Annotated in this window: 11 protein-coding genes; all 11 read left to right on the forward strand. The window is 40.0% G+C overall.

Annotated elements, in window-relative coordinates:
• Positions 1 to 54 precede the first annotated feature (54 nt).
• The 11 genes from R2S08_RS20515 (at position 55) to R2S08_RS20565 (ending at position 17944) form a co-directional block, all read left to right on the forward strand.
• Positions 55 to 1062: a metallophosphoesterase family protein gene (locus R2S08_RS20515; protein WP_316836888.1), complete on the forward strand. Its 1008-nt coding sequence runs from the start codon at positions 55 to 57 to the stop codon at positions 1060 to 1062.
• A 75-nt stretch (positions 1063 to 1137) separates the two neighbouring features.
• Entirely contained in the window at positions 1138 to 1620 is a 483-nt protein-coding gene (locus tag R2S08_RS20520; protein ID WP_316836889.1) for a MarR family winged helix-turn-helix transcriptional regulator, read from the forward strand.
• Complete coding sequence (locus R2S08_RS20525) at positions 1604 to 2290, forward strand: GNAT family N-acetyltransferase (RefSeq protein ID WP_316836890.1); 687 nt, start codon at positions 1604 to 1606, stop codon at positions 2288 to 2290. Before R2S08_RS20520 ends, R2S08_RS20525 begins: the two co-directional genes overlap by 17 nt.
• 200 nt (positions 2291 to 2490) lie before the next feature.
• Positions 2491 to 4269, forward strand: a complete 1779-nt coding sequence (locus R2S08_RS20530; RefSeq protein ID WP_316836891.1) for a class I mannose-6-phosphate isomerase — start codon at positions 2491 to 2493, stop codon at positions 4267 to 4269.
• 36 nt (positions 4270 to 4305) lie between these two features.
• The gene (locus R2S08_RS20535; RefSeq protein ID WP_316836892.1) at positions 4306 to 5694 is read left to right on the forward strand and encodes a sugar porter family MFS transporter; all 1389 of its coding nucleotides are present in this window, start codon (positions 4306 to 4308) and stop codon (positions 5692 to 5694) included.
• A 3-nt stretch (positions 5695 to 5697) separates the two neighbouring features.
• Positions 5698 to 6513, forward strand: a complete 816-nt coding sequence (locus tag R2S08_RS20540; protein ID WP_316836893.1) for a sugar phosphate isomerase/epimerase — start codon at positions 5698 to 5700, stop codon at positions 6511 to 6513.
• A gap of 35 nt (positions 6514 to 6548) precedes the next feature.
• A complete protein-coding gene (locus R2S08_RS20545) occupies positions 6549 to 7517 on the forward strand; it encodes a phytanoyl-CoA dioxygenase family protein (protein WP_316836894.1) in 969 nt (322 codons plus the stop codon).
• Positions 7518 to 7571: 54 nt separating this feature from the next.
• Positions 7572 to 10229, forward strand: coding sequence for a glycoside hydrolase family 38 C-terminal domain-containing protein (locus R2S08_RS20550; RefSeq protein WP_316836895.1), 2658 nt, complete (start codon positions 7572 to 7574; stop codon positions 10227 to 10229).
• 20 nt (positions 10230 to 10249) lie between these two features.
• Positions 10250 to 13600 carry a glycoside hydrolase family 38 C-terminal domain-containing protein gene (locus R2S08_RS20555; RefSeq protein ID WP_316836896.1) on the forward strand — a complete coding sequence of 1117 codons (3351 nt, stop codon included), beginning with the start codon at positions 10250 to 10252 and terminating at the stop codon, positions 13598 to 13600.
• 17 nt (positions 13601 to 13617) lie between these two features.
• The gene (locus R2S08_RS20560; RefSeq protein WP_316836897.1) at positions 13618 to 15969 is read left to right on the forward strand and encodes a hypothetical protein; all 2352 of its coding nucleotides are present in this window, start codon (positions 13618 to 13620) and stop codon (positions 15967 to 15969) included.
• A gap of 25 nt (positions 15970 to 15994) precedes the next feature.
• On the forward strand, positions 15995 to 17944 hold the full coding sequence (locus tag R2S08_RS20565; RefSeq protein ID WP_316836898.1) for a DUF1565 domain-containing protein: 1950 nt from the start codon (positions 15995 to 15997) through the stop codon (positions 17942 to 17944).
• The last annotated feature ends 144 nt before the right edge of the window (positions 17945 to 18088 follow it).

Here is an 18088-nt window from a genome sequence, read left to right on the forward strand (position 1 = left end):
ATTCTTTGTGTATTTTTACTATACTTTATTTGAGTTCCAAAATTGAAAGATAGAATGATGAAAAACGAAAACCGAAGATATTTTCTGCAAAAGCTGGCGCTTGGTGCATTGGTGGTTAGTCCGGTTCAAAAACTATTTGCCCAAACAGACCGTGTGCAAACTGTAATGAAATCAGGTAAAACAAAGATCAGGTTTGGTGTGATCACAGATTTGCACCATGATCTGATTTATGATGGCTTAGATCGCTTGTCTGCCTTTATAAGTGAAATGAACAAGGAAGTGCCTGATTTTATCATACAGATGGGAGACCTTTGTTTTCCTAAAAAAGAGAATCTCCCATTAATGGATGTCTGGGCTAAATTCAAAGGCCCCAGCTACCATGTGATTGGAAATCATGATACCGATGGGGGCTATACCCGTGATCAGGTTGTGGAATTCTGGAAAGCCAAAGCGAAGTATTATTCTTTTGATGCCAATGGATTTCATTTTATTGTTCTGGACGGTAATGAGCATAATCCATCACCAGACCGGCCAGCCGGCTATGCACGTTTTATTTCCAGAACACAATTGGATTGGCTAAAAAAAGATCTTGGCGAAACAACACTACCTACCATTGTATTTTGTCATCAAGGCTTGGATAATGATGCGGGTGGATTGGAAAATGGTACTTTGATGCGGTATACCTTGGAGCAGGCAAATCTAAAGAATAAACACAAAGTATTTATGGTGCTGAGCGGCCACCATCATCAGGATTACTATAACCATATTAATGGCATACATTATGTGCAGATTAACAGTGCATCCTATCAATGGCTGGGCGATAAATATAAAGAGATCCGGTACTCCGAGGCTGTGGATAAAGTTAAACCTATGTTGAAATATACGGTGCCTTATAAAGATCCTTTGTGGGCAATGGTAGAGATTGGTCAGGATGGAACTATTCGAATTGAAGGAAGGCGATCTGTTTTTGTGGGATCCTCTCCTGAAGCACTGGGTGTAGATTTGACAGATTATATTTATCCCATTGTGCCGTTTATTTCAAACAGAAGCCTTAAAGCATAAGTTCTGTAATCTTTTTTTGGAGGTTATTTATGTAGTGCTTACTTTTGGTAAATATTTACGTAAATACTTACCTATATGGCGCAAAACATTATCAATGAACTTGGCCCTTTAGCCATTGGTTCTAGAATGAGACGGCTTTATGACGTTTTATCTAAGGATGCAGCAAGGATATATGAAGATCATGAGTTGCAATTTGACATCAAATATTTCATTTTATTTTTTCTGATCAGTAAGAGAAAACAGATCGGAATAATGGATATTGCTGAAGAACTTAGCCTTACCCATCCTGCTATCATTCATTTAGCAAAAGACTTGGAAAAGAAGGGGTATATAGAATCTGTAAGTGCTCCGGGGGATAGCCGAAAACGGCTGCTTCAACTCTCTGCTAAAGGTAAAAGAAGTCTTCCGGCCTTTAAAAAGGTATGGGAAAAGCTGAATGATTTAAATGAACAGCTTTTTGCTCAGCAACACCAGTTGCTGCAAACGCTTGAGGCAATAGAAAAAACCCTGGAGGAAACATCTTACTATAAAAGATTTCAAAATGTTGGAACTCGATAATCCTACCTGGTATGCCTTAACCAGTACACATCAGCCTTTTGGTATCGGGACAAGCAAGGCTAAACGATATCCCGCAAATGTTTTGCCCTTTGTGGGCTTCGATACAGATGCGACTGACCCTTTGGAAACGCTTCAACAGGAGGTCAGGCCAGGGGAAGTTATTTACATTATCGGTGAACTCCCTAAACTTCCCCCTTCATGGGTGATATTGGGTGAGATTGATGGGGACCAAATGGTTTGCGAGAAATTGATTGATGTTAAATATGAGGATGGCATTGAACTGTTGAAATTAGGTGTGTCAGATATTCCGGAAATGTATGAGCTGATCAATAGTGTTCAGCCTGGTTTTTTTAAGGAAGATACAGCAAAAATTGGAACTTACTATGGCGTCAGGGTAGAAGGAAGGTTGGTTGCGATGGCCGGTGAAAGACTTAAAATGACGGGTCTAAGTGAGGTAAGTGCTGTATGTACACATCCGGATTATACAGGAAAGGGCTATGCCGGCCAATTGGTTTCGTTGGTGGTTAAACAGATGATTGCAGAGAATAAGATTCCTTTTTTGCATGTAGTGAGCAGTAATGAAAGGGCCATTAAGCTCTATGAGAGACTCGGTTTTGTGAAAAGAAGAGGCATTAGCTTTTGGAAGATTCAAGTTGGAAACCGGGAGTGACATTTCCTGAGCAAGGTATAGAGTAGCTCTGGATTGCAAATTTGCTTCCTGATTTAGGAGGCAAATTTTTGTTTACAGTTTAGGATGTGTTAAAAAAAACTGTAACTATTGAAAATTGTGATAAAACTATTCTATATTCGTAGTATGTTCGAACATATGAACAAACTATACTATTCGATTTAAAAATTATCAAATTATCAATGGAATCTATTCAAGCAGTACGAAAAACAACACAACCTTTATTACCTCTTACCAGTTCTTCTCCTTCTCTTCCATCTTATAATATAGTTCCAACTTTTAGTACGCAATATGCGGTGCAAGCCGGTTATGACACCCTGGCTCAAAGTTTGTTAAGTGAAAAAACCGTAATCATTGATGGTTTTGGTGGCGTATTATGGGATTCGTTCAGAATGAATTTACAACGCTGTTTTGATGGTTATGGCAAGAAAGTATTGTGGTACGATATAGATTCCTCTTTAAAAAGCCCCAAAGAAATCAATGCATTGATCAGTGCTCACTTAAATGGCAACGATCCGGTATTTGGAAATAAATACAGCGGTAACCTCATTGATTTTTTTGACAAAGAGAAATTGCCACTATTAACAACCAATGACAATATTGACCTTCACATTGTTTATGGAACAGGTGCTGCGTTGAGTAATTGGCAGGGACCAGTTATTTATTTAGATGTCCCTAAAAATGAAATCCAGTATCGTATGCGGGCTAAAAGCATTGCTAATCTCGGATCTGAAGAAGTACTTGAGAATACCCAGATGTATAAACGGTTCTATTTTGTAGACTGGCCAGTATTAAACAAACATAAAGAGGTGTTGCTTTCTAAGCTTGATTATATAGTTGATGAGCAGCGTATCGATGAAATTACCTGGATGAAAGGGGACGATTTCAGAAATACACTGGACTGTATGTTTGAACAACCTTTTAGGGCAAAGCCTTGGTTTGAGGCCGGCATATGGGGTGGAAATTGGATGAAGGAAAGATTTAAAGGACTACCTCAGGAGGAGATAAATTATGCCTGGTCTTTCGAATTAATTACACCCGAAAATGGAATTGTACTGGAAGGCAACAAACACTTGCTTGAAGTTTCTTTTGATTTCCTTTTATTCCGCAATAATTATAAAATGCTGGGAAAAGCTGCTGGCAGGTTTGGTAATGAATTTCCAATCCGTTTCGATTTTCTCGATACCTATGACGGAGGAAATCTTTCTATTCAGTGTCATCCAAGAACCAAATATATTCAAGAGCATTTCGGGGAAACGTTTACCCAGGATGAGACCTATTATATTTTGGATTGTGAGCCAGACGCCGATGTTTATTTAGGCTTCCAGGAGGACGTTAATCCGAATGAGTTTAAACAAGCACTGCTTGAAGCGCAGAACAATGGCGTTGAACTACCGATAGAAAAATATGTGCAAAAGCATAAGGCGCATAAGCATGATTTATTTCTCATTCCAAATGGAACTGTCCATGCTTCTGGTAAAAATAATATGGTGCTGGAAATTAGCAGTACACCCTATATTTTTACATTCAAAATGTACGATTGGCTCCGTTTGGATCTTAATGGAAACCCTCGGCCTATTAATATTGAGCATGCATTTAACAATTTACACTTTGAATACAAAGGGGATTATGTGCCTGCAAATCTGATCTCGCACCCTAAGTTAATGAAGGAATGGCCTGGAGGGAGAATGCTGAAATTACCTACTCATCCAGAACATTTCTATACGGTTGACCGCTATGAATTTGATCATGAAGTTATTATATATACGGATGGACAATGTCATATTTGTATGTTGGTTGAGGGGCAATCTGTTGAGGTGAAAGTTGGAACTGGAAATTCCGTATTTCAATATGCTGAGACATTTTTGATTCCTGCAGCTGTTGAACAATATACCGTTCGCAATTCTGGAACACAAAAAGCCTTCTTAGTGGTGGCTTATGTCAAAGAGATTTGCTGTTAAAATTGAACCCAAATAATATAACCAAATTAAACTATTATGGAAAGAACAGGCGCAAATTATTTTATTTTTCTCATTACATTAATTGCTGCATTAGGAGGTTTTTTATTCGGTTTTGATATGGCCGTGGTGAGCGGTATTATCGAGCCTTTAAAATTGCAGTATACCTTGTCATCTGCACAGGAGGGGTTGTTTGTTTCGTGTGCCTTATTAGGTTGTATTGGTGGTGTGGCTTTTTCGGGTTATCTCAGTGATAAAATCGGCAGAAGAAAAGTATTGTTCATTTCTGCAGTATTGTTCTTGATCAGTGCGGTTGGCTTTTCATTTTCAGAGGTATATCCGATGTTGATTTTCTTCCGTATTCTTGCAGGTATTGGGGTAGGTGTGGCTTCCAATGTCTCCCCGCTCTATATTTCAGAGGTAGCACCTTCGCAAAGAAGAGGTAGATTGGTTGTTTTTTACCAGCTTGCCATTACTGTTGGGATTTTGGCTGCTTATATCAGCAATTTATTTTTACAGGGTTATGCTACGGCCAATGCGGGAAGTGGTGAGGGGTTGTTTCACTGGTTCTTTGTGGAGAATGTTTGGCGGGGAATGTTTATTGTTGGGGTTATCCCGGCAGCTGGATTTTGCTTGTTGCTGCTCATCGTGCCCGAAAGTCCACGCTGGTTGGCGCAATATGGTAGAAATGAAGAAGCCCTGGCGATTCTTAGTAAAATAAATGGAGAACAAACGGCACGCGTAGAGCTGGATTCTATTAAAGAGATGGCGGGTCAAAAATCAGGTGGCTATAAAGAGTTACTGCGTTTGCCGCTAAGGAAATTGTTAACGTTGGCAGTAGTGCTTACAGCATTGTCGCAGTTCAGCGGGATCAACGGCGTAATTTTTTATGGACCTACCATTTTAAAGTCGGCAGGTATTGTGACCAGCGACGCCTTGTTTTATCAGGTTATCCTGGGGTCGGCCAATGTGATTTTTACCTTTATAGCCATTTCAAAAGTGGATACCTGGGGGCGTAGACCTTTATATATTGTTGGTTCCTTGTGTGCCGCCCTTGCTTTGGCATTAACAGGAGTGTGTTTCTTAATGAATGTCACAGGATGGTTCATGTTGTTTAGCATCATTTTGTTTCTTCTATTTTTTGCATTCTCTCTTGGACCATTAAAGTTTGTGATTTCAACAGAAATATTCCCCACACATATCAGAGGAACCGCTTTGTCCATGTGTATCATGACCATGTGGGTGTCTGATTGGGTGGTGAACCTGTTATTTCCTATGATGAGGGACGGCTTTGGTATTGCGACCACATTCTTTATATTTTCCTTCTTTTGTCTGCTTTCCTTCCTATACGCAAAAAAGAAATTGTTTGAAACAAAAGGTAAAAGCCTGGAAGAAATTGAGAAAGCCTGGAATTCAGAAGTAAAATAGATCATGAAGATACAATTCTATTACCCGAGATGGGGTTCCGAGGATATAGACTGGAACGATTTCTGCCGAAATGTAAAACAGGCAGGGTATGATGGTATTGAGGCTCCCGTTCCTGAAGATCCAAAAGAACAGGCGATCATTTTGGAAGCATTGAAAAATAATGGTTTGCAGTTGATTGGTCAGTATTATCAGTCTTTTGAAAAAGACTTTGAAGTTCATAAATCCAATTACATAAAGCAGTTATATATCCTCGCTTCTGTGAAGCCACTAAAAATTAATGCACAAACCGGTAAAGATTATTTCAGTTTTGAACAGAATGCCGAATTGTTTGCTGTTGCGGGTGCAATTACGAAGGAAACAGGTATCACAATTTGTCATGAAACACATCGCAATAAGGCTTTATTTGCAGCTCATATAGCACAAGTGTTTTTAAAAAGCTTACCTGACTTAAAAATAACGGCCGATTTTTCCCATTGGTGTAACGTAGCTGAAAGTTTACTCGAAGATCAGGAAGAGGCTCTTGCTCTTGCCTGCGAAAAAGTGGAACATGTTCATTCCAGGGTAGGGCATCAGCAAAGCGCACAAGTGATTGATCCACGCTTACCGAAATTTAGAAACGAATTGGAAGCACATTTGAAATGGTGGGATAAAATTGTAAAAGGATATCGGGACCGCGAGAAAGAAGAATTAACCATTACAACCGAGTTTGGTCCTGCTCCTTATATGATTCATTCGCCTCTTACAGATAAGCCTATAGCCAGTCAATGGGATATTAATGTATATATGATGCATTTGCTGAAAGAAAGATATGGTAAATAATAATTACTTTATAATAAGTTATCAAAATAGCGATTATGGGAAATTTAAACTTTTCTAAAGATTTAGCAGAATACAGTCATCCAATTAGTGCGTTGTTTGATCAGCCTAAGACTGCAAAGGAATGGGAGCCTTACATCTTGTCTGAGGAGCAAATTGCTTCTTTTAAAAAGGATGGGTTTGTAAAGGGGATCCAGGTTCTGTCAGAAGAACAAGTGGACCTGCTGAATATGGAGCTGGTTAAATTGCAATCTTTGAGCGATGAAGACAAAAAATTGTTTTATCACTACGAAAGTAATGAGTCTGAAGATCCGAATAAAGTGCTCTTTCATGCTATTGGTGCCTGGCGTTTGACCCCTGGATTTCACGATTTATTGTGGGCACCGGCATTTCGTATGGCTGCCTATCAGTTGTTAGGGCAATCTTTTAGAATTTTTCATGATCAGTTGTTTTGCAAACCAGCCAGACATGGAGGGGTGGTGGCCTGGCATCAGGACTTTTCCTATTGGACATTCACTAAACCGATGCACCATCTTACTTGCTGGATTGGCCTGGATGATGCCAATAAGGAAAATGGCTGCCTGTATTTTGTTCCGGGGAGCCATAAATGGGGACTGCTGCCTATTACAGGTTTAACGGGCGACATGGATGCGGTAAGGGCAATATTGAATACGGAACAATTGGACGCATTTGAAAAAAGAGTGCCAAATGAGTTGCCGAAAGGATTTGCCAGTTTTCATCATCCACTGACGATGCATGGTTCTTATGCGAATATTTCGGATCGCCCCAGAAGGGCAACCGTTCTTAACGCGATGAGTTATCATACATTAGGAAATACGGCAGAATATCACAGATTGAAGGCTCTGGAAACTTTTCCAGAGATGCCTCAGGATCAAGTTCTTGGTGGTAATTTTTTTCCACTGTTATTTGATGGTGATAAAGAATTAGAGGGCTTGGAAAAAGCTATTCCTAAAGTTGACTATAGGGAGTTGTATCATCAGATTTAAAATCGTTCTGACAATGCTGTTACCCGGAAATAAAATTACTAATCTATTTAAAAAATGAAACGTTTCATCTTTGGTTTACTTCTGCTTTTACCAGTCGGTACTCGTTTGTTTGCTCAAACAAATAACAATAAAGTAAAGGAAGTGATTGTGGTATTTAAAACCCATTTTGATATTGGTTACACCGATTGGTCGGAAAATGTTCGATACAATTATGCCAATTCTATGATTACAAGTGCTTTGAATACGGTGGAGAAATCAAAGTTTTTACCAAAAGATCAACAATTTAAATGGACAATTTCGGGTTGGCCAATGAAAGAGATTCTTTCAAAAGCGAAACCTGATGTCAAATTAAGAGTTGAACAGGCGATTAAAGATGGAAGCTTTTTTGTTCACGCCTTGCCCTTTTCTATGGAAACAGAGTCCAGCGATTTAGAGCCATTGGTACAGTCGTTGGGCTATGCTTCAAAGATCAGCAGGGAGGAGGGCTTACCGCTTCCGATAGATGCGAAAGAATCGGATGTTCCAAGTCATTCCTGGATTATGCCTACGATGTTGAGTAATGCTGGTATAAAGTTTCTGCACATTGGGTGTAATCCTGCATCAAGATCGCCGGAAGTTCCATTGTTGTTTTGGTGGGAAGGCCCGGATAAATCAAAATTGATGACTTTCTACTATGGAGAATATTATGGAACGAGCCCGGCGCCTCCAAAAGACTGGACGCACAAAACCTGGCTGGCTCTTATTCAAACCAATGACAACAGTGGGGCACCTAGTTTTGAAGATTACAGAGAAACCCTGAAAAATATTGAAAAACTGAATCCGGGGGCAATAGTTCGTGTGGGAAGTATGGCCGATTTCTACAATGCAATTAATAAGGAAAATCCAAAGTTGATTACCGTAAAAGGTGATATGCCGGATACCTGGATTCATGGCTACATGTCGATGCCACGCGAAATGAAATTAAGCAGAGCATTGAGTAAATCCACATTGAATTTGGAAGCTTTCAGTACGCTTTCTTCGATTTGGGGAAGGAAAGCTGAAGAGCCGATACAAGCTATTGTGGATCAGTCATTAGAGAATATTACGCTGTTTGACGAGCATACCTGGGGTCTGGCGATGAGCCACGGGCATTCGGGTTATTGGGCATATGGTAAAGAGTTTGAAAAATTGCGTGCCAAAGGATATTATGATATTATCGAATATTCCTGGAAAGAGAAAGGTGATTATGTGACGGGTTCAGAAAAATTAATTCTTCCAACCTTTAGCAGGGAAATGAAAAGACTGGCAGCTTCTGTAAATGTAGAAGGTGATCGCATTGTGGTTTATAATCCATTGCCATGGGAACGTAATGATATGGTAACTGTCCAAACAACTACAGCTTTCAAAAAAAACCTGAAAAATGTGGCAACTGGAGAAATTGTTCCGATCATTAAAAATAAAAATATTCTGCAATTCCAGGCCAATCACATTCCGGCAATGGGATACACTACTTTCGTTTCAACCGATGAGGAAGGAGTTACTCCTGCATCGAATCTTTCCTTCGATGCAGAGAATGCAATGATGGAGAATGATTTTTTTAAAATCATATTTGACAAAGAAAGTGGAACCATTAAATCTTTGATCGACAAGAAATCAAACAAAGAAATGGTCAATGCAAATTCTGATTTCAAATTTGGACAATATGTAAACGAACGTTTCGCCAAAACACAGACCGATAAATATGCAAAGGATTATATCAAAGCAGGTTGGAATTGGGCCTATGCAGAATTGGGACGCATCAATCTTGACGATACGCCTTACAAGAAGTCATCTGGTAAAAATGCAGTAATTGAATTTTCGAAAGATGCTTTATCGGTTACAGCGAGTATAACTTTTAAAGGAGATGCTGAGTTGAACCATAATTATTCAATGATTTTTACCTTATTTAAAAATAAGCCAAATGTAGAGGTAATTTGGAGTATCAATGGAAAACCTGCCGATCCTTGGCCAGAAGGCGGATGGATTAGTTTTCCTTTTAATATTGAAAATGCGAAGTTTAAATTGGGCCGTTTAGGTGCTGTTCTCGATCCAGCGAAAGATTTTGTAAAAGGTACAAATTTAGATTATGGTTTTATAAACACAGGGGTTGGCATATTGGATAAAAACAATCAGGGATTTGGTATTACTTCCCCTGATGTGCCTGGTGTAAGTTTAGATCGTCCGGGATTATGGAAGTATTCTACTGATTTTGTGCCACAAAAAGGAAATGTGTTTTTCAATTTGTACAACAACCAGTGGAGTACCAATTTTACAGAATGGGTAGAAGGTTCGTGGACTGCAAAATTCTATATCTGGAGCATTGGTCATTATACCGATGGTAGTTCAATTGTGGTTCCTTCGGAAGAGATCAGAAATCCATTGATCGTGAGTTATACAGGTGGAGCAGCGGGAAAACAAACGGCTTCTTCAACAGGAGTTTCTGTGTCTGAAAAAGGAGTTTTAGTCACTTTCTTTGGGAAAAACCGGGATGGAGAAGGAGATATCATTCGTTTGTGGGAACAGAATGGTAAAACAAGCCTTTGTACAGTTACACTCCCTGTTGGCAATACCTATAAATTGGTACAGCCTTGTAACCTGAGAGGAGAAAAAACAGGGAAGGAAATGTCTATCAAAAATAATGCGTTCGAGGTTAAGATGAATGCCAATCAGCCAGTTTCTTTCATTTTATTTTAAAGATCATAAACAACAACAATATGCCATCAAATACTATTTACTGTGCGGTTAAAAACGGGTTTTTAATGCTCATAGGCCTGTTGCTCTCCAATCAGGTACAGGCACAAAAAGAAGTTCCTTATTTTGGCAAGATCCAATGGGTTAACGGTTATGCCAAAGAGATTAAGGGAGAGAATATCAGTTATGATTCTGCTTTCCCGGATTATGCAACCATGGCTTTACTGACCAGATGTACCGATGGACAAAAGGTAATCGAATGGGAAACGGCTCCGGTTCCACAAAAAACAAAAGGGAAGTACGTTTACTTTAGTTGGGTTGCTGCACATTCATCGGGCAGCAGTGGAGGTGCACGAAATTTTGATTTATATCTGAATGATGAAAAATTACTGACTTTTACCACTTTGCCTGCTCATAAAACACCAGACTGGAAGTTTGCTGCCGCCGACAGCTCTGCCTTGGTTTTTCATCAAACTAAAAGAGACGGCGCAAATGATGCTCATGGATTGTCCTATCTTCGTTTGCCGACGAGCAAACTTAAACCCGGAATGCCAGTGAGACTTAAAATTGTTGGACAGGCACAAAACAGTAATGACTGGTATATGACTTTTAAATTCTCATTTGAAGAAAAAGCGGATATCTATCCCAGACCATTTTTATTAAAAGACGGAAAGCAAATCATTACAGTGACAACTTTGCATTTTGGCAAAGAGGAGCCGATGACCATTGATATTAAGGGCCAGGAATCACATACATTTCAACTTCATGATGGCGTAAATCAATTTGACATTCCTGTCAATCCGGTTTCGAAAGAGGACAGTGTAATGGTTAATATTGCAACCGGGAGCAAAGTATTGATCCATAAATTTATTGCGCTGAGACCTGTAAAGTACCGCGTTTTGCATTTTATACACCATTCACATACCGATATAGGTTATTCTCACCTTCAGCCGGAAGTATTAAAGATTCATATAAAGAATATTGATGATGCTTTGCGGATGATTGAGACGACAAAAAACCTTCCGGAAGAGGCCCGGTTCAAGTGGAACATTGAATCGTTATGGGTGGTTGAGAATTACATGAAACAAGCCAGTCCCTTACAAAAAGAAAAATTTATACATGCAGTAAAATCGGGAAGTATTTGCTTGTCAGCTTTGTATGCCAATATTCTGACAGGTCTTAGTGAGCCAGAAGAAATGTTTCATTATACGGATTATGCAAATCAGTTAAAGAAAGATTATGGATTGGTTATTAATAGTGCAATGATTTCCGATGTGCCTGGTTTTGCATGGACAACAGTAACCGCCTTGTCTAAAGGTGGGGTTCGGTATTTTTCGAGCGGTCCTAATTTTATGGGCGAAAATCATCCATACCTGGGAGACAGGGCCGGGTATTTTGTTAAAACCTGGGGAGATAAGCCGGTTTGGTGGGCTTCTCCTTCGGGCGAAGAAAAGGTTCTGTTCTGGACTGGTGCAAAAGGCTATTCATCATGGCATGGAACGGCTCCTGGAGGGATATTTAAAAGAGGCGCTGGTAAAATTGCGGCTTATCTGAATGAACTGGATAAGAATAATTATCCTTATGAAATGGTGCAATGGCGCTATAATGTGGTTGCAGATAACGGGCCAATTGATACGGCGATTTCTCGTTTTGTTGATCAATGGAATAAGAAATATTCCTCTCCGAAAATTGTATTGAATACAACGGATAAAATGTTTGAAGAATTTGAGCAGAAGTATGGATCTCAGCTTCAGGTGGTAAAAGGAGATATTACTCCATATTGGGAAGACGGGGCAGCTTCTACGGCCGCTGAAGAAGGGAAAAACAGAGTGAACAGCTTGCGTTTGCAACAGCTGACCACACTCTATTCCATGTTAAATCCAAAGCAATACAACCATGAAAGGTTTTATGAGGCCTGGAAAAATATCATTATGTTTCATGAACATACCTGGGGCGCCCATAATAGCATCACGGAGCCTGATGTTCCTTTTGTAACTGAACAATGGCGCATTAAGAAGCAATTTATGCTCGATGCGGATGAAGAAATTCATTCCCTGGAGAAGGATTTGTTGCAACCCTTCAACAATACCAAGTCAAGAAAAATCGCTGTCTTCAATACCTTGTCATGGAAGCGAAGCGGACCTGTTGTCCTGCCGGCTGACACTAAGGCCAATGCAGTCAAAGATGCATCCGGTAAATTACATCCGCTCCAAAAATTGAGCAATGGGAATTATGTATTTATTGCCCAGGATGTTCCTCCTTTGGGAACGGCAGTATATGAGCTATCAGATGCGGAAGCGCCAGGGGCACCTTCTAAACTTAAGTTAACAGATCAAACGCTTTCCAACGGGAATGTAAGTGTGCAATGGGATAAGACAAATGGCAGCTTGCTGAAACTAAAACTCGATAATGACTTTAATTATGCCGGTGTTTTTAACAGTCAGGGATTAAACAGTTATTGGTACGTAGCAGGTTTAAACCCTGCTGATGCGGCTACAAATGCTAATGTACAAGTAAAGGTAGTGGAAAATGGTCCGGTACTGAAGTCTGTCAGCATGGTTGCCCAAGCTCCAGGTACGAATAAACTTGAGCGAAGAATAAACTTGTACGCGGAAAGCGATGAAATTGAAGTTGAAAATCTAGTTGACAAAAAAGCGATCCGTGATAAAGAAGCTGTTCATTTCGGATTTCCTTTCCATGCATCTTTTGATCAAACCATAGTAGATGCCGGTTATGGTTCTATGCACTATCTAACCAATCAATTACCTGGCTCAAATATGGATTATTTATACGGGAGGAGATGGCTGGATGTAAATTCATCAGATAAAGGTGTCCAGTGGATGCTGCTTGAAGCGCCTCTGGTGGAACCGGGTGCTATGATCGATGAACGGCGTACTGTAGCTCCCGGTCATAAAGAATGGAAAAAAGAAGGTGCCCCAACTTCAAATTGGTTCAGTTACGTGATGAATAACTATTGGCATACCAATTACAAAGCTGATCAGGAGGGGATAGCCCGTTTCAGATATGCATTAAGGCCTCATGGTCAGTTTAGTTATTCTGAAACTGAAAAAATGGGAATGGCATTTACTCAGCCCTTATTGGCATTGCCGGTCAATGGACCTGTGTTCGTTAAAGGAGGGTTATTTGAACTGACCGATAATCATATCGTAGTGACCAGTGTAACACCTCAGCAGGATGGAGGTTTTATGATTCGACTTTACAATCCTGAAACACTACCTCAACAAACCAGAATTCAATGGCATAGTATAAAGCCATCGCAACTTGTGGATAAGAGCAGTGGAAAAGTATTTCAAGCGAATGAAACGATCACATTAAGTGGGATGGGAGTTATGGATCTGATGTTCAAAAAATAGTTGTAAACCAAAAGAATATGAAAAAAATTAGCTTTCTTTTTATCATCTTGATCCAATACCTCAGCGTTTCGGCACAAGAAATAGGCCTGAAGAGTGAAGGTCTGAACCTGAGTTTGTCTGCCAAAGGGCAACTTACTACATTGTCGAATCCTGTTTCGGGTAAAAATTATTTGGCAATGGGTGAGAAAGCCCCTTTGCTCAAAATCAGGGTAGGTGACAATTGGTATGAACCCACAGATGCGACTTTTAAGTCGGGAATTATTTATCTTATTTATTTGCCCGTAAAAATTACAGCTCAGGTAAAGGTGGTTCAGAAGAAAACACATTTAACTTTTGAACTGATTAAAATTGATGCAAATGATAAAGTGAATGCTGTTATATGGGGACCTTATCCAACGGTAATCAGCAAAACCATTGGAGAAGTTGTAGGTGTAGTTCGTGATGGTGAATACGCTATAGGCATCCAGGCCTTGAACCCAAAAACTCTTGGTGGTGTTTTGAAAAATTCTGAAGGATCTGTAGAAACGACGGGATCCCGTGGTTCTACAGCTGTGGCACAACCCTATGGAAGCAGTTTGCAGGCTTTTAGCTTGGATCGTTCGGAGGACAGAAAACTAACCGTTTGGGGGCGTCCGGAAATGCCTGTAAAGGCAATTTCCAATGAAACAACATTGGGTTCAAAAATTGCGCTCTTTGGCTGCGCTGAGCCACAGGTTTTATCGCGTATTGGTGCAATTGAATTGGCAGAAGGACTTCCTCATGCACTGATAAATGGTGTTTGGTTTAAACAGTCGCCTGAAACAGGAAGGGCGTACCTGATTTCTGATTTTGATGAAACGACGGTAGATGCGATGTTGGATTATACACAACAAGCGGGCCTGGCTTCACTTTACCATGAAGGGCCATTCCAATCCTGGGGCCATTTTATTTTGGATCCAAAGTCTTTTCCGAATGGCATTGCCGGTATGAAAACGTGTGTGGATAAGGCGACAAAAAAGGGCATTCGGATTGGGGTACATACCTTAAGTACCTTTATCAATACCAATGATCCTTATGTAACACCCATTCCTGATCAGCGCCTTTCGATGACCGGTTCATCAGTTCTGACCGAAAATATAAGTGCTACAGCAGGTGAAATACCAGTGGCTTCCGACCAATATTTTAGGGATATTAAATCCAGTACACTACATGCTGTAAAAATTGGAGATGAAATCATTCGTTTTAGAGCGGTTTCGGCACAAGCTCCTTATAAGTTATTGGATTGTCAGCGCGGGGTATTTGGTACAAAGGTGTCTGATCATTCTAAAGGGGAAAAGGCTGGGATGTTGTTCGATTATCCTTATAATACCCTTTTTCCAAATTTCGAATTGCAGCAGGAAATAGCGGGCAATCTGGGTCGTTTCTTTAACCAGACAGGTGTTTCGCAGATGGATTTCGATGGACATGAAGGTTGTTTGTCATCGGGAGAAGGGGATTACGGGATACAGATTTTTGCAGATAAGGTGATTAAAGATACTAAGCATACCCTGGTTAACGGTACCAGTCGGTCTAGTCATTATTATTGGCATCTTTGTCACTATTGGAATTGGGGCGAGCCGTGGTATGGGGGATTTCGTGAGTCTCAAGGTGATTTTCGTTTAGAAAACCAGCCCTTTCTGGAGCGCAATTATATGCCTAATATGTTAGGATGGTTTCTACTCTCTTCTACAACTACAGCAGAAGATATCGAATGGATGATGGCTCGTGCGGCTGGTTATAATGCTGGTTTTGCCTTGGTTGCCAGATATAAAAATCTTCAAAAAAATCCAAATACAAGCCAGTTACTGGCTTTAGTTAAGCTTTGGCAGGAGGCCTACAGATCAAAAATTTTCTCTGCCGACCAGATTGTCCGATTGAAAAATCCGGAAAATGATTTTCATCTGGAAAGAAATCAACAGGGATGGAAACTGTATCCATTTAAGAAATACAAGTTTGAGCATGAGAAAAAAGTCCTTCAACCAGGAGAACCAACTTTCTCGCAATGGGAGTTTGCAAATAATGATACTGAACAGCCGCTCAATTTTACCTTAACTTTTATGGGCAAAGAAGGAAGTATTAGTAATCCATGGATAGAAATTGACGGGTATTTCAAACTGGAATTACCAGGTGAATATGAAGCAGGAAATTCAGTTGTTTGTGATGGAACGCATATTAAACTCTACAACAAAAAAGGTGGTTTCGTGAGAGATATTGCTTTGAAACAAGCAATCCCAAGTCTTAAAACCGGAAAGCATGTCATAAAATTTGATTGCGAGTTTCCTGAAGAAAAGGAATTATCCAATCGGTTCATTGTTAAAACGCTTGGTAATGCAGAAACTATTTCAAAATAACAACATATAAACTTAGGATTCTGACATGCGAAATTTACTGTTTCTGTTTTTTGTGTTTGCAACTTTGAGTTCGCTGGCGCAAACTCCTGCTGCAACAAAATTATCCGAACGGGGTAAAGAATATCATGTATCAATAAGTGGCAATGATACAAACGACGGGAGCAAAGCAAAGCCATTTAAGACCATTTCAGCCGCCGCCAATATAGCGATGGCTGGTGATGTGATTACTGTTCATACAGGAGTTTATCGTGAGCAAATTACTCCTCCGCGTGGGGGCAATTCAGAAAATGAACGAATTGTTTACCAGACCGGAAAAGGAGAAAAGGTTGAAATTAAGGGCTCGGAGATTGTAAAAGGCTGGAAAAAGACAGAGAATGATACCTGGGTTGTGAAAATACCGAATAGTTTCTTCGGGAATTTTAACCCCTATAGTGATTTAATCCGGGGCGATTGGTACTGGCCACCTAAGGGCAGCAGGTTTCATACCGGAGCCGTGTATCTTAACGGCGATTGGTTGATGGAAGCCCTGTCGAAGGAAAAAGTAGATCAAACAGCTGAGGAAAAGAAACCCCTCTGGTGGGCAAATGTAGATGCAGAAAACACTACAATCTGGGCCCAGTTTAAGAATGTAGATCCGAACAAAGAAACTGTTGAGATCAATGTTCGTCAAAAGATTTTTTATCCTGAAAAGCCCTTTACCAATTTCATTACTGTTAGAGGCTTTACCATGGAACATGCAGCCACCAATTGGGCACCACCTACAGCAGAACAGATGGGCTTGATTGGTACGAATTGGAGCCGGGGCTGGATTATTGAAAATAATATTGTCCAATATTCAAAATGTGTGGGTATTGCATTAGGTAAACACGGAGATGCTTTCGATAATAAAGAAACCGAATCGGCAGAAGGCTATGTGGGTACCATCAACAGGGCCTTAAAATTTGGGTGGAACAAAGGAACAATTGGCGGACATCTGGTGCGCAACAATACGATAGCCTATTGTGAACAAACGGGAATTGTGGGAAGTATGGGTTGTGCATTCAGTATTGTAGAGGGGAATACCATTCATGATATTCATGTCAGAAAATTATTTGATGGTGCGGAAATGGCGGGCATAAAATTTCACGGTGCAATAGATGTGCAGATCCGCAACAATCATATCTATCATACCAATATGGGCATATGGCTGGATTGGATGGCACAGGGTGTGCAGGTGAAAAGCAATTTAATGCACGACAACGGGTTGGATATTTTTTTGGAAGTAGATCACGGGCCTATGCTGGTGAGCAATAATATTCTATTGTCTAAAACCAATTTGCTGATGAACTCCAGTGGTGCCGCATTTGTACATAATATCTTTGCCGGAAAAATGGATGTTATTTCTTATGATAGTCGTTTAACGCCTTATCATAAGCCCCATTCTACCTACGTTGTCGCATTGCATGATAACCCTGCTGGCGACATTCAGTTTGTGAACAATTTATTTGTGGATGGGGGGAACGCCGGTCAATACAAAAAGAACATCCTGCCGGTAACTTTTGATGGAAATGTATATGTAAAGGGTGCAATAAGGGCAATTTCGGGTAATAAACAAAGAAGTTTTGGTGAGATCAGTGCCGAGGCTAAAGAGAAGATGAAAAACGTAACAGATAAGGATGCGGAGGAAAAAAATTTTATTGCTGATGAAAATTTTGATGCAGGTACAAAACTGACAACAGAAGGTCATAACCTGTTTTTGGAAATCAGGTTGGATAAAAGCTGGCTAAGTCAACAAAAAAGGAAACTGGTTACCACAGCATTATTAGGTAAGGCAATTGTTCCCAATTTGTTGTTTGAAAATACAGATGGCTCAAAAATAAAAATTGACATGGATTTTCTGGGTAATCCAAGAAACCTGGCCAATCCTTCGCCAGGTCCTTTTGAGATTACAAAGAATGGAAAACAAAAGATAAATGTATGGCATGAGCAGAGGTGATTTTCTCACCGAACTTAAAATTTGAGTATTCCCAAAAGTTTAGATGACATAAAATTAGTGGAAGAAAAAGTATCAGAATAGGAGAAAAAACCATTCAAAAGATACTTTGCCTTCCACTAATTTTATGTCAAACCTGGAGCTGGA

The sequence above is a fragment of the Pedobacter nutrimenti genome (assembly GCF_032678445.1).
Classification (GTDB): Bacteria; Bacteroidota; Bacteroidia; order Sphingobacteriales; family Sphingobacteriaceae; genus Pedobacter; species Pedobacter nutrimenti_A.

What these genes read in the sequence shown, in the direction of transcription:
- R2S08_RS20550 (WP_316836895.1), top strand. Translation starts at nt 7,572, where the DNA reads ATGAAACGTTTCATCTTTGGTTTACTTCTGCTTTTACCAGTCGGTACT.
- R2S08_RS20520 (WP_316836889.1), top strand. Translation starts at nt 1,138, where the DNA reads ATGGCGCAAAACATTATCAATGAACTTGGCCCTTTAGCCATTGGTTCT.
- R2S08_RS20540 (WP_316836893.1), top strand. Translation starts at nt 5,698, where the DNA reads ATGAAGATACAATTCTATTACCCGAGATGGGGTTCCGAGGATATAGAC.
- R2S08_RS20515 (WP_316836888.1), top strand. Translation starts at nt 55, where the DNA reads ATGATGAAAAACGAAAACCGAAGATATTTTCTGCAAAAGCTGGCGCTT.
- R2S08_RS20555 (WP_316836896.1), top strand. Translation starts at nt 10,250, where the DNA reads ATGCCATCAAATACTATTTACTGTGCGGTTAAAAACGGGTTTTTAATG.
- R2S08_RS20530 (WP_316836891.1), top strand. Translation starts at nt 2,491, where the DNA reads ATGGAATCTATTCAAGCAGTACGAAAAACAACACAACCTTTATTACCT.
- R2S08_RS20535 (WP_316836892.1), top strand. Translation starts at nt 4,306, where the DNA reads ATGGAAAGAACAGGCGCAAATTATTTTATTTTTCTCATTACATTAATT.
- R2S08_RS20525 (WP_316836890.1), top strand. Translation starts at nt 1,604, where the DNA reads ATGTTGGAACTCGATAATCCTACCTGGTATGCCTTAACCAGTACACAT.
- R2S08_RS20560 (WP_316836897.1), top strand. Translation starts at nt 13,618, where the DNA reads ATGAAAAAAATTAGCTTTCTTTTTATCATCTTGATCCAATACCTCAGC.
- R2S08_RS20545 (WP_316836894.1), top strand. Translation starts at nt 6,549, where the DNA reads ATGGGAAATTTAAACTTTTCTAAAGATTTAGCAGAATACAGTCATCCA.
- R2S08_RS20565 (WP_316836898.1), top strand. Translation starts at nt 15,995, where the DNA reads ATGCGAAATTTACTGTTTCTGTTTTTTGTGTTTGCAACTTTGAGTTCG.